The sequence below is a fragment of the Staphylococcus sp. 11262D007BW genome (assembly GCF_053547815.1).
This window is the reverse complement of record NZ_JBPWPJ010000001.1, coordinates 1016567-1029913: the sequence shown is the minus strand read 5'-3', so window position 1 is coordinate 1029913 and position 13347 is coordinate 1016567. Positions and strand designations below refer to the sequence as shown.

Here is a 13347-nt window from a genome sequence, read left to right as displayed (position 1 = left end):
GATGGAAGAACCAACACTGTTAGATAACACTTTTGTCAAAGGCAATGTTGAAGCTATTTTATTTCAAAATAGCGAGAACTTTTATACTGTATTAAAAGTTGAAGTGAGTGAAACAAATGCTGATTTTGAAGGTGTTGCAACAGTTGTTGGTTTTTTTCCTAATATTGTAGAGGATGAGACCTATACATTTACGGGTAATAGTGTTAATCATCCACGATATGGCCAGCAACTAAAAGCTGAAACATTTCAAAAAGAATTACCTCAGACGAAAGAAGCGGTCATTACATATTTATCAAGTGATTTATTCAAAGGCATTGGTAAAAAAACAGCAGAATCAATTGTAAATACACTTGGCGAAGATGCGATTTCTCAAATTCTACGAGACGAGACAGTTTTAAATAAAGTAGCTAAACTTTCTAAATCCAAAAGACAGCAGATTGTCGACCAAATTCAACAAAATCAGGAAAGTGAAAGAGTCATGATTCGTCTAAACGAATTAGGATTTGGTGCTAAGTTAGCAATGGATATTTACCAATTTTATAAAGAAGATACTGTAAGGATTATTGAAGAAAATCCATATCAGTTAGTTTTTGATATACGTGGGGTTGGTTTTCATAAAGCCGACCAACTCGCTTTACAGTTAGGTATTAACCCAACACATCAAGATCGCATTAAAGCGGGTCTTTTATATGTGGTTGAAGATATATGTATCAAACAAGGGCATACTTATGTGCCAGAAGTATCGTTGGTTAATGAAACACAACAGCTGTTATCAAAACAACAAGAACAATTGATTGAGACAGAATTGATTAAGAATACGTTGTCGTATTTATATGAAGAAAAGAAACTTGTTCATTTTGATGACAATGTGTCGATGCCAAGTTTATATTATTCTGAACTAAAAAGTACACAAAATCTTTATAAAATAGTAAATCGTACAGATACGCTTCAAACGTTTGATATTTCAGATATTCAACTACAAATTGGTGAAATTGAATCGCAAAATAAAGTGAGTTATGCACCTTCACAAAAAGAAGCACTAGAGTGTGCGATGAAGAATAAAGTTATGTTACTGACTGGTGGTCCAGGAACTGGTAAAACGACTGTTATCAAAGGGATAGTGCAGTTGTACGCAGAATTACATGGCCTATCATTAGATTATGATGACTACGAGGAAGATGAGTTCCCAATCGTATTAGGTGCACCAACTGGTAGAGCTTCTAAACGATTATATGAATCGACAGAATTAGAAGCGACGACGATCCATCGTCTGATAGGATGGAATCAAGATACCAAACCTGATGATATTTTAGATTATGAGATTAATGCGAAATTAATTATTATAGACGAAATGTCGATGGTGGATACATGGTTATTTCATCAATTTTTAGCAGCTGTACCCGTTGATGCGCAAATTGTGCTTGTAGGTGATGAGGATCAATTACCTTCTGTAGGGCCTGGACAGGTCTTTAAAGATTTGATTGATACAAATATTTTACCGCGTGTTAATTTAACGGAAGTGTTTCGCCAACAAGATGGCTCCAGTATTATTGAGCTTGCACATAAGATTAAAATGGGGCAATCTGTTGATATTAAGGAACGTTATCATGATCGCTCTTTCATTCCATGTCAAACTTCACAGATTCCAGAGGCAGTCAATAAAGTTGTCACGAATGCAACGAAAAAAGGCTATACTATGGCGGACATTCAAGTGCTAGCACCTATGTATCGTGGCGATGCAGGTATCAAACGTCTCAATCAAATTTTACAATCCATTTTAAATCCAAAAGAGGATGATGATCATCGCGAAATTGAATTTGGTGATGTAAAGTTTAGAAAAGGGGATAAAGTCTTACAGCTTGTAAATCGGCCGAACGATAATATATTTAATGGTGATATTGGGGAAATTGTAGGTATTTTTTGGGCGAAAGAAAATGCTTTAAATAAAGATGTCGTTATTGTTGATTTCCAAGGTAACGAAATTACATTTATGCGCTCAGATTTAATGGAATTAACCCATGCCTATTGTACATCCATCCATAAAGCACAAGGGTCAGAATTTCCAATTGTTATCATGCCGGTTGTTAAACAATATTATCGTATGTTGCAACGTCCAATTCTTTATACAGGATTAACGCGCGCAAAACAATCACTCGTTTTTCTAGGTGATGCTCAGGCGTTTGAAATAGGTATCGAAACGCAAGGTCAGTTACGCCTAACTCAATTAGCCACTTTAATACGTCAATATTTTAACGATGACGATGAAACATCTGAGCATAAAGATGAAACGAACAATGATCACTCAGATATTATATTGAGTGAAGATACTTTATATGATATTAACCCCATGATCAATATGGGTGACGTCACACCGTATGACTTTTTAGAAATTGACAAATAGAAACCAGTTTTTTATAATTTAGATTAAGTTCAAGCGCATAGAGGAGTAAATTAATATATAACTACACAGAGACGTACAAAAGGGTGAGAATGTACGAGTTAGATTAATTGAATGCTACTATGCGTACATAATGATATATTTCTGAGTGGAGGATAGATTAAAGTGATGAGCATGTTGTAAGATTCATAAATGAAAGGTCATTTGTGTATTTAAATGCTAGCATACTTTATTCTTACCTCAACTAGGGTGGTACCGCGAAAACATTCGTCCCTTTGTGAGGATGAGTGTTTTTTATTTAAATCAAAAAAGGAGTTGTCGTGATGAAACAATTAAAAGCTAGTGAAATTAGACAAATGTTTATTGATTTTTTTCAAGAAAAAGATCATATGGTTGAACCTTCAGCCCCGTTAGTGCCTATTGATGATCCTTCTTTATTATGGATTAATTCAGGCGTAGCGACGTTAAAAAAATATTTTGATGGTCGAGAAATTCCAAAAAAACCGAGAATTGTCAATGCACAAAAATCAATTCGTACCAATGATATTGAAAACGTTGGATTTACTGCACGTCATCATACCTTTTTTGAAATGCTTGGTAACTTTTCGATTGGTGATTATTTCAAACGTGAGGCCATTGCATATGCTTGGGAATTTCTAACAAGTGATCGTTGGATGGGAATAGAACCAGACAAACTATACGTAACCATTCATCCAGAAGATACTGATGCCTATCGCTTATGGAATGAAGAAATTGGTTTATCAGAAGATCGTATCATCCGTATTGAAGGGAATTTCTGGGATATCGGAGAAGGACCGTCTGGACCAAATACAGAAATCTTTTATGATCGTGGTGAGGCGTATGGCCAAAATGATCCTTCTGAAGAAATGTATCCAGGTGGAGAAAATGAACGTTATTTAGAAATTTGGAACCTTGTATTTAGTGAATTTAATCATAATAAAGATCACACATATACACCGCTACCAAACAAAAACATTGATACGGGTATGGGGCTTGAACGTATGGCTTCTATATCTCAAGATGTCAAAACAAATTATGAGACAGACTTATTTATACCAATTATCAAAGAAGTTGAAAAAATTTCAGGTTACACTTATTTAACTAATGAAGATGCAGATATCGCATTTAAAGTAATTGCTGACCATATTCGAACAATTGCTTTTGCAATTTCTGATGGTGCATTACCAGCGAATGAAGGGTGTGGATATGTATTAAGACGACTTTTAAGACGCGCCGTTCGTTTTAGCCAATCATTAGATATTAATAAACCATTTATGTATCAATTAGTAGAAACGGTAGCTTCAATCATGGAACCATATTACCCAAATGTAAAAGAAAAACAAGACTTCATTGCGCAAGTAATTAAGTCAGAAGAAGAGCGTTTCCATGAAACATTAGAAGAAGGCCTATCTATTTTAAATGATATGATGGCGAAAGCGAAAAATGATGATAAAGTGATTGATGGTGCTGATGCATTTAAATTATATGATACGTATGGCTTTCCAGTTGAATTGACTCAAGAAATTGCTGAAAATGAAGGTTTAGATATAGATATGTCTGCTTTTGAAGAACATATGCAAGCACAACGAGATCGTGCAAGACAAGCACGTCAAACGAGTCAATCTATGCAAGTTCAAAATGAAGTCTTAAAAAATATTCACACAGACAGCCAATTTGTTGGCTATGAAACATCTTCTGTGGATAGTGAGATTACAGACCTTATTTTTGAAGGTGAGCGTGTTGAACAAGCTGAAGAAGAGCAAACAATCCACTTTGTATTAGCAGAAACACCTTTTTATGCGGTGAGCGGTGGACAAGTTGCTGATAGAGGAACTGTCAAAAATGATCACTGCGAAATTGAAGTGACTGAAGTGATTAAAGCACCTAATGGTCAACATTTGCATACAGGTTATATTAAATATGGTTCTGTATCAGCTAATGATAAGGTGACAGCAACGATAAATATGCAAGATCGTGAAGCGATTAAGAAAAATCACAGTGCAACTCACTTACTTCACGCAGCACTTAAAGAAGTGTTAGGGGATCATGTTAATCAAGCAGGTTCTTTAGTTGATAGTAAACGTCTACGTTTTGATTTCTCACATATCGCACCAATGAGTGCAGATGAAATTAAACGTGTTGAACAAAGCGTTAATGAAGAAATTTGGAAAAATGTATCGGTTGCGATTGAAGAAATGAATATTGATGATGCGAAAGCGTTAGGTGCAATGGCACTATTCGGTGAAAAATATGGTGATGTTGTACGTGTTGTAGATATGCGTCCATTCTCAATAGAGCTATGTGGTGGTACTCACGTTAAGAACACATCTGAAATTGGATTATTTAAAATTGTGAGTGAGTCCGGTACAGGTGCTGGCGTTAGACGTATTGAAGCAGTCACAGGACAAGAAGCTTTCTTATATCTTGAACGTTACTTTGATCAATTCCAAGACGTTAAGTCACAATTGAAAGCTAAAGATGACAATCAAGTTTCTGAAAAAATTGTCCAATTACAAGACAATGAAAAAGCGTTACAACAACAACTTGAGGACAAAAATAAAGAAATCAACCAACTAAAAATGGGAGATATTAAGGATCAAGTTACGATGATCAATGACTTACCTACACTAATCACAGAAGTTGAAGTGGATAATCCTAAAGCGTTACGTTCAACAATGGATGATTTTAAATCTAAATTGCAAGATACGATTATCATTTTAGCGAGTCGTCATAATGAAAAAGTGTCTTTAATGGTTACTGTTCCAAAAGCATTAACAGATAAAGTCCAAGCAGGAGATATTATGAAAAACTTAGCACCTCAAGTTGGGGGTAAAGGTGGAGGCCGCAAAGACATGGCTCAAGGCGGCGGTACGCAACCAGAAAATATCTCAGAAGCATTACAATTCATTAAAAATTATATTAAATCACTCTAATGCTAACAGAAATTAGGTAAAATAAAGAAAAGATATATTTGAAGCGGTTCGACAAGAAAGCTTTAAACAATATTTAATGATTAAAACGTGTTGAAATAAAAAGTTGGTTAAAAAAGGAGTGTAAATGTGATGTCAAAATTTGATAAAACAATGAAATTTAGCTCTGAAGAAATCCCGAAACAAAACGTCGAAATGATTTTAAAAAATGTCTATAACACTTTAGAAGAACGCGGCTATCATCCTGAAAATCAAATAGTAGGTTATTTACTTTCAGGTGATCCAGCTTATATTCCACGACACAATGAAGCAAGAAACCAAATTAGACAAATCGATCGTGATGAAATTATGAAAGAACTTGTGACTTTTTATTTAAATCACAATCATGAAGGAAATCATGCTTAAACATAAAATTATTGGCTTAGATGTTGGAAGTAAAACAGTCGGGATAGCAATTAGTGATTTAATGGGTTGGACAGCTCAGGGATTAGACACACTCCAAATTAATGAAGACCAAAATAATTTAGGAATAGCAGAATTGACTCAAATTATAAAACGTGAAAATGTGGGTACAGTCGTCATTGGCTTACCTAAGAACATGAATAATTCTATTGGATTTCGAGGAGAGGCATCTTTAAGATATAAAGAAGCTTTAATGGAAGAAAATCCACAACTAGAAGTAATCATGTGGGACGAAAGATTAAGTACAATGGCTGCTGAAAAATCTTTATTAGAAGCAGATCTATCGCGTTCGAAGCGAAAGAAAGTCATTGATAAAATGGCAGCTGTATTTATATTACAAGGTTATTTAGATTCTTTAAATTAAGGAGCGATGAATCATGGCAAATCATGAAGAGTTAGAAATTAAAAATGATGATACACTACTGACATTATATGATGAAGAAGGTAACGAAGTTTTATACCGTAAAATGTTAGAATTTTATCATCCAGGCTTTGAAAAAGAATATGTTGTCTTAGCTGAAGAAGGTGCTGAAGCGGACGAAGACGATTTAATTGAATTAATTCCAATGATCAATGAACCAGATGAGTCAGGTGAAGGTGGTAAATTTTTACCAGTTGAAACTGATGAAGAATGGGATATGATTGAAGAAGTTGTAAATACAAATATGGATGATAGTGAAACAGAATAAAAATAGAGTAGTCGTTACACGGTTAATCTGTTTTCAGTGTATTGCGCTTAATGTTTCTGATTTAAATGTTTTATGATAAGAAGAGAACCACTCAAAATTTAACTTTTGGTGGTTCTTTTTGGTTAAAAATAGTAGGGCTAAATAATAATGATGTTCCATATTTATAAGTTTTAAGAGAAACCCTCTTTTCCACTCCTAAATTTACTCTTTTAAGGGCCGTTCAGATTGTGGTAAAATATATAGAAGTTATTTAAAATGGCTAAATCCACTAAGTAATTGTAAGATAAGACAACAATCTATAATTAGTGTATGCTAGAAGCGGTTGAACGCTAGTTTTATAGATTAAAAAAATATAAATGACGTTCAATTTAGTTTGAATGCATTTATATGATTATATCAATGTTAAATCAGTCACTTGACTGGTTTATTTTTTGATAAATGTAAAGGACGTTTTGAAATGCAAAATAAAAATAATACTTATTTCATTGGCTTATCCCAACATCATTCACCAATTGATGCATTAAGGGAATATGCGGACGAGCATAAAGTGCCGATTATTGACGAACTTTCGTTAGATTTAATTAAACAAATTATTCGTATACACAAACCAAAGCGTATCCTTGAAATTGGTTGTGCAATTGGTTATAGTAGTATGCAATTTGCGTCAATAGATTCATCGATTCAAGTAACGACCATTGAGAGAGATGAAAATATGATAGAATGTGCGAAGGCAAACTTTGAAACATACGGTTATACGCATCAGATTAGATTAATAGAAAAGGATGCATTACAAGCATTTGAAGATGTGAATGATACGAATTATGATATGATTTTTATTGATGCTGCAAAAGCGCAATCAAGACGTTTTTTTGAATTATATGAACCCTTATTACGTACAGGTGGGTTGATTATAACAGATAATTTACTCTATCATGGGTTTGTTTCAGATATTAGTGTAGTACGGAGTAGAAATGTAAAACAAATGGTCAAAAAGATTCAGAAATTCAACACTTGGTTAAGTCAAAATAAAAAGTATAAGACCAATTTTATAAATATGGATGATGGATTAGCGATTTCGATAAAGGAGAATGATAATGACTGAGTTGTTAGTTACACCCAAATCATTAAACCATATAGAGACCCTCATTGAAAAAGGGGCAGATGCGTTTGTGATTGGTGAAGAAAAGTTTGGTTTACGATTAGCTGGTGAATTTAAAAGAGAGGATATGAAAAAAGCAGTAGACATCATACACAGTGCTGGCAAGAAAGCTTATGCAGCCGTGAATGGTATTTTCCATAATTATCATATTCCAGCACTTGAATCATATATTGAATTTTTACATGAAATTAAAGTGGATCGCATTATTTTTGGGGATCCGGCTGTTGTGATGATTGTAAATGAGCAAGAAAACCCAATTCCTTTACATTGGAATGCAGAAACACTTGTAACCAACCACTTTCAATGTGATTACTGGGGACGTAAAGGCGCTAAAAGAGCAGTGCTAGCACGTGAATTAAGTTTAGAAGAAATTATTGGTATTAAAGAGCGTAGTGAAGTTGAGATTGAGGTACAGGTGCATGGTATGACATGTATGTTCCAATCAAAACGCATGCTGTTAGGTAATTATTATACATTCCAAGAACGTCAAATGAAGATTCAGCGACAAGAAGTGGATGAAAATACGCAATTATTACTTTATGATGAAGAACGTGAAAACAAATATCCTGTTTTTGAGGATTATAATGGCACGCACATTATGTCACCAAATGATATTTGCCTCATTGAAGAACTAGATCCTTTATTTGAAGCAGGCATTGATAGTATCAAAATTGATGGATTGTTACACACTGAAGAATATATTAATGTGGCGACAGAACAATATCGTGAAGCCATTGATTTATATGAAGAAGACCCAGAAACTTATGAAGACGAAAAGTTTATGTTAGTTGATCCAATAGAAGCAATTCAACCAGAACATCGACCTTTTGATGAAGGATTCTTATATAAACAAACGGTATATTAATTGAATAGAGAAGGAGCGTATTTAGATGAAGGTATTAGAAGAAGTTAAGCCACAAGCAGACGCTAAAATGAAAAAACCCGAACTTCTCGCACCTGCAGGTAACCTTGAAAAACTAAAAATTGCCGTTCATTATGGGGCGGACGCGGTTTTTCTAGGTGGTCAGGAATATGGATTAAGATCTAATGCAGATAATTTTACGATTGAAGAAATTAGAGAAGGCGTGGCATTTGCAGAGCAATATAACGCAAAAGTGTATATTACTACAAACATCATTGCACATGATGAAAATATAGATGGATTAGAGGATTATTTAAGACAATTAGAGAGCACCGGAGCAACAGGTATTATCGTTGCGGACCCACTCATTATTGAAACATGTAAGCGCGTAGCCCCACGCTTAGAAATACATTTATCAACACAACAATCTTTAAGTAACTATAAAGCCGTTGAATATTGGAAAAATGAAGGGCTTGACCGTGTAGTACTTGCTCGTGAAACAGGTGCTATGGAAATGAAAGAAATGAAAGACAAAGTAGATATCGAGATCGAAGCGTTCATTCACGGTGCGATGTGTATTGCCTATTCTGGTCGTTGTACACTAAGTAATCACATGACTGCTAGAGATTCTAATAGAGGTGGTTGCTGCCAAAGTTGTCGTTGGGATTACGATTTATTAACAGTAGATGAAGACGGGGATTTGGATTTATATTATGAAGATAGTACAACGCCATTTGCAATGAGTCCAAGAGATTTGAAATTAATTGAATCTATTCCAAATATGATGGACTTAGGTATTGACTCATTAAAAATTGAAGGGCGAATGAAATCGATCCACTATATTGCAACAGTCGTTTCTGTGTATCGTAAAGTCATTGATGCTTACGCTGAAGATCCAGAGCATTTTAAAATTAAACCGGAATGGTTATACGAACTAGATAAATGTGCAAATCGAGATACTGCGCCTGCCTTTTTTGAAGGGACACCTGGATATGAAGAGCAAATGTTTGGTGATGAATCATCGAAAAAAGCACCGTATGATTTCATTGGTTTAGTATTAGATTATGATGAAACGAGTCATATTGCGACGATTCAACAACGTAATCATTTTAAACCTGGTGATGAAATTGAATTTTTCGGACCTGAAATTGATACATTTAAACAGGTTGTAGATGCCATTTATGATGAAGAAGGCAATGCTTTAGATGCTGCACGTCATCCTTTACAAATTGTACAAATTAAAGTGGATCACCCAATATTTAAAAACAACATGATGAGAAAGGAAGTCTAAACATGTCATCGACGACGATTATTGGGATAGCAGGGGGTTCTGGTTCTGGAAAAACCTCCGTCACAAACGAAATCATGAAACAATTGCAAGGACACAGTGTCGCCTTAATAGAACAAGACTATTATTATAAAGACCAATCTCATCTAACGTTTGAGCAAAGATTACAAACCAATTATGATCATCCATTTGCCTTTGACAATGATTTATTAATACAAAACTTAAAAGATTTACAAACTGGTCAAACGGTTAATGTACCGACGTATGATTATACGCGTCATACACGTAGTGATAAAACGATTGCATTTGAACCTAAAGATGTTATTATCGTAGAAGGCATCTTTGCATTAGAAAATGAAGAACTTAGAAATATGATGGATGTTAAAATCTTTGTAGATACTGATGCAGACTTAAGAATTTTAAGACGTTTGATGCGAGATACAAAAGAACGTGGACGTACGATGGAATCTGTAATCGATCAGTATTTAAATGTTGTGCGTCCAATGCATAATCAATTTATTGAACCTACTAAGAAATTTGCAGACATTATTATTCCTGAAGGTGGGAGTAATAAAGTAGCAATTGACATTATGACAACAAAAATTCAGACATTGGTACAAAAACAAAATTAATTTAAAGGAAGATGACATATGGAAAATCAAAAACAATATCCTATGACCCAAGAAGGTTATGAAAAACTTGAAAAAGAATTAGAAGAACTTAAAACGGTCAAACGACCAGAAGTTGTTGAAAAAATTAAGGTAGCTCGTAGTTTTGGTGACCTTTCAGAGAACTCTGAGTATGATGCTGCTAAAGATGAACAAGGTTTTATCGAACAAGATATTCAACGTATCGAAATGATGTTACGTCACGCTTTAATCATTGAAGACACTGGAGATAATGATGTTGTCCAAATTGGTAAAACTGTTACTTTTGTTGAATTACCTGGTGATGAAGAAGAGAGTTATCAAATTGTTGGTTCAGCAGAATCAGATGTATTTAATGGTAAAATATCAAATGAATCTCCAATGGCTAAAGCATTAATCGGTAAAAAACTTAATGAAGAAGTACGCGTACCATTACCAAATGGTGCAGAAATGAACGTGAAAATTGTAAAAATTTCATAGTCTTTTAAAAAGAGATTGGACAAAAGGTTTTATGCTTTGCAAAACAGGTAATTGTTTTGCAGAGATAAGGTTTTCAATTGATAGGTGATAATCGTATCTGTTGTAAATCACATACTCCTTTGTTCCAATCTCTTTTTTTATCGTTTCATTTAGCCGAGTTTAATTGTCAGTATACTCGTTTAATGCTAAAATAAAACGATGTAAGGGTTTTCTGAAAGGTGATGAAAATGCATTTTAGACAAATTAGTGAACAATCTTTTATGATATATTTTGAAGCTAATATTAGCGAAGAGATATTCGAACATGTATATGCTGTTGCAGATTACATACGTAATTTAAAGCATCCTCATGTACAAGAGGTTATACCTTCTTATCGTGCGATATTAGTTAATTTTGATGGGATGTCTATCCAATATGAATCCATTATTGATGAGCTTCAATTAAATGATTTTAAATTTAATCAACATGATTCTTCGTCTCCACGTCGAATTATTAATATTCCAGTACTATATGGGGGTAAATGGGGACCAGATATCGAAATTGTAGCTGATCATAATAATCTCACTGTTGAAGAAGTTGTAAGATATCATACAGAAGGCTATTACCTTGTGTATATGATTGGTTTTATGCCAGGGTTCCCATTTTTAGGTGGTTTAGATGAACATCTACACACACCACGTAAGGAAGAACCTAGATTAAGAATTAAAGCAGGCTCAGTGGGCATTGCTAATAATCAAACTGGTTTATATCCAGCAGATTCACCAGGCGGTTGGCAAATTATTGGACGTACGCCAATTGACGTTTTCGATTTAAATCGAGACCCTAAAATTTTATATCGTCCAGGAGATAAAATTAAATTTTATGCTATAAATGAAGAGAAATTCTTACATATACAAAGATATATTGAAAAAGGTCTAATAGATTATGATGAGTGGGTGATGATTGACGATGGCCATTAAAATTTTGAAATCAGGTTTATTTACGACAATTCAAGATAAAGGACGCTACGGACATCAATCAGAAGGTTTTTCTCCAGCGGGTGTATTAGATAAACCTAGTTATGAGATTCTCAATACGCTCTTAGAAACAGAAAATCAACCTGCTATTGAAATTACAATGGTTGGGCCAGAAATTAAGTTTTTATCACAAAATTTATTTGCAATCACTGGTGCTACGTTTTCTGCAACATTAAACGGAGAAGCTATCCCACATCAAACAGTCATCAAAGCTGAAGCGGGAGATATTTTAAGTATGGGTACTGCTAAAGAGGGAATGCGTGCATACATAGGGTTTGCCGAACCATTAGACATTCCTCTAGTTGAAGGCAGTTACTCAACACACACACGTACAAGAGTTGGGGGCTATCAAGGGCGAGTGCTTAAAGAAAATGATATTATCCCAACGCTACCTAATTTAATAGATATGAGTTTAATAGGACGGACGACAGATTACCGTAGTTATAGTCCTTCAAATAACTTACCAATAGGTATTATGGATGGACCGCAACTAGAATCTTTCTCACGTCGAACAATTAAAGAAATCGAAAGAATGGAATTTCAAGTTTCAGAAAGCTCCGATCGTATGGGGTATCGTTTAAAAGGGGATTCAATTAAACCAATTGATAGTGCTGACATTATATCAGAACCAGTAGCATTAGGTAGTGTTCAAGTACCTAATGACGGTAATCCAATTATCTTGCTTAATGACCGACAAACAGTAGGTGGTTACACTAAAATTGGTACTGTGATTGATTGTGATATAGTAGATGTCATTCAAAAGCGCCCAGGTGAAACTGTTAAATTTGAATGGGTTAGCTTTAACGAAGCAAACGAAATCCTTTCAAGAAAGGCACGTAAGCTTGAAGATGCTAAATCACAACTTAGAAGAAGACCAAAACGATATTTAAATCGTATTCGACCAACACAACAAAAAATTAAAGAAGTATTAAAAGGAGATTCAAAACCATGGATTTAAAACAAATTGAACAAACGTTAGATTTATTAAAGCAATATGGAGCGAAGCATTTTCGCTATAGCGATGATGATATTGAATTAGAACTAGATTTACCTTTAACAACAACATATGCATCTCAAAATACTCAGGCAACACCTCAAGCTCAACAACCAACTCAAGAACCAACGACACAACCTGAAGAAAACACTGAAGAATATAAAGAAGTACGTTCTCAAATGATTGGTACGTTCTATTTACAAGATGAAAAAGAACTCACAAAACCAGTTATTAAAGTTGGCGATAAAATTAGTAAAGGCGACATCATTGGTTATGTAGAAGCAATGAAAGTAATGAATGAAGTAAAAGCTGATGAATCTGGTGAAATTGTTGAGATTTTAGTAGATCACGGTGAAAATATCGAACATAATCAAGTGATATTAAAATTACAATAAGGGGGG

Annotated in this window: 13 protein-coding genes; all 13 read left to right on the top strand. The window is 34.4% G+C overall.

Features of this window, described 5'->3' with window-relative positions:
- Position 1: 1 nt before the first annotated feature.
- The 13 genes from recD2 (at position 2) to ACEE93_RS04970 (ending at position 13341) form a co-directional block, all read left to right on the top strand.
- Positions 2-2401 carry an SF1B family DNA helicase RecD2 gene (recD2, locus tag ACEE93_RS05030; RefSeq protein ID WP_449155637.1) on the top strand — a complete coding sequence of 800 codons (2400 nt, stop codon included), beginning with the start codon at positions 2-4 and terminating at the stop codon, positions 2399-2401.
- 320 nt (positions 2402-2721) lie between these two features.
- Entirely contained in the window at positions 2722-5352 is a 2631-nt protein-coding gene (gene alaS / locus ACEE93_RS05025; protein ID WP_449156430.1) for an alanine--tRNA ligase, read from the top strand.
- Between the two features lie 129 nt (positions 5353-5481).
- Positions 5482-5754: an IreB family regulatory phosphoprotein gene (locus ACEE93_RS05020; RefSeq protein ID WP_449155635.1), complete on the top strand. Its 273-nt coding sequence runs from the start codon at positions 5482-5484 to the stop codon at positions 5752-5754.
- A complete protein-coding gene (gene ruvX / locus ACEE93_RS05015) occupies positions 5747-6175 on the top strand; it encodes a Holliday junction resolvase RuvX (protein WP_449155634.1) in 429 nt (142 codons plus the stop codon). The genes ACEE93_RS05020 and ruvX overlap by 8 nt, the downstream gene beginning before the upstream one ends.
- A 13-nt stretch (positions 6176-6188) precedes the next feature.
- The gene (locus tag ACEE93_RS05010) at positions 6189-6500 is read left to right on the top strand and encodes a DUF1292 domain-containing protein (protein WP_449155633.1); all 312 of its coding nucleotides are present in this window, start codon (positions 6189-6191) and stop codon (positions 6498-6500) included.
- A 457-nt stretch (positions 6501-6957) separates the two neighbouring features.
- Positions 6958-7602: an O-methyltransferase gene (locus ACEE93_RS05005; protein WP_449155632.1), complete on the top strand. Its 645-nt coding sequence runs from the start codon at positions 6958-6960 to the stop codon at positions 7600-7602.
- Positions 7595-8524, top strand: a complete 930-nt coding sequence (locus tag ACEE93_RS05000; RefSeq protein ID WP_449155631.1) for a peptidase U32 family protein — start codon at positions 7595-7597, stop codon at positions 8522-8524. Before ACEE93_RS05005 ends, ACEE93_RS05000 begins: the two co-directional genes overlap by 8 nt.
- A 25-nt stretch (positions 8525-8549) precedes the next feature.
- A complete protein-coding gene (locus ACEE93_RS04995; protein WP_449155630.1) occupies positions 8550-9812 on the top strand; it encodes a peptidase U32 family protein in 1263 nt (420 codons plus the stop codon).
- Positions 9813-9814: 2 nt separating this feature from the next.
- The gene (gene udk / locus ACEE93_RS04990; protein ID WP_449155629.1) at positions 9815-10441 is read left to right on the top strand and encodes a uridine kinase; all 627 of its coding nucleotides are present in this window, start codon (positions 9815-9817) and stop codon (positions 10439-10441) included.
- 18 nt (positions 10442-10459) lie between these two features.
- Positions 10460-10936 carry a transcription elongation factor GreA gene (greA, locus tag ACEE93_RS04985; RefSeq protein ID WP_449155628.1) on the top strand — a complete coding sequence of 159 codons (477 nt, stop codon included), beginning with the start codon at positions 10460-10462 and terminating at the stop codon, positions 10934-10936.
- A 227-nt stretch (positions 10937-11163) separates the two neighbouring features.
- Positions 11164-11895, top strand: a complete 732-nt coding sequence (gene pxpB / locus ACEE93_RS04980) for a 5-oxoprolinase subunit PxpB (RefSeq protein ID WP_449155627.1) — start codon at positions 11164-11166, stop codon at positions 11893-11895.
- Complete coding sequence (locus ACEE93_RS04975; protein WP_449155626.1) at positions 11885-12910, top strand: 5-oxoprolinase subunit C family protein; 1026 nt, start codon at positions 11885-11887, stop codon at positions 12908-12910. Before pxpB ends, ACEE93_RS04975 begins: the two co-directional genes overlap by 11 nt.
- Positions 12901-13341 (top strand): acetyl-CoA carboxylase biotin carboxyl carrier protein, encoded by a 441-nt coding sequence (locus tag ACEE93_RS04970; RefSeq protein ID WP_449155625.1) that lies wholly within the window; start codon positions 12901-12903, stop codon positions 13339-13341. Before ACEE93_RS04975 ends, ACEE93_RS04970 begins: the two co-directional genes overlap by 10 nt.
- Positions 13342-13347: the final 6 nt, after the last annotated feature.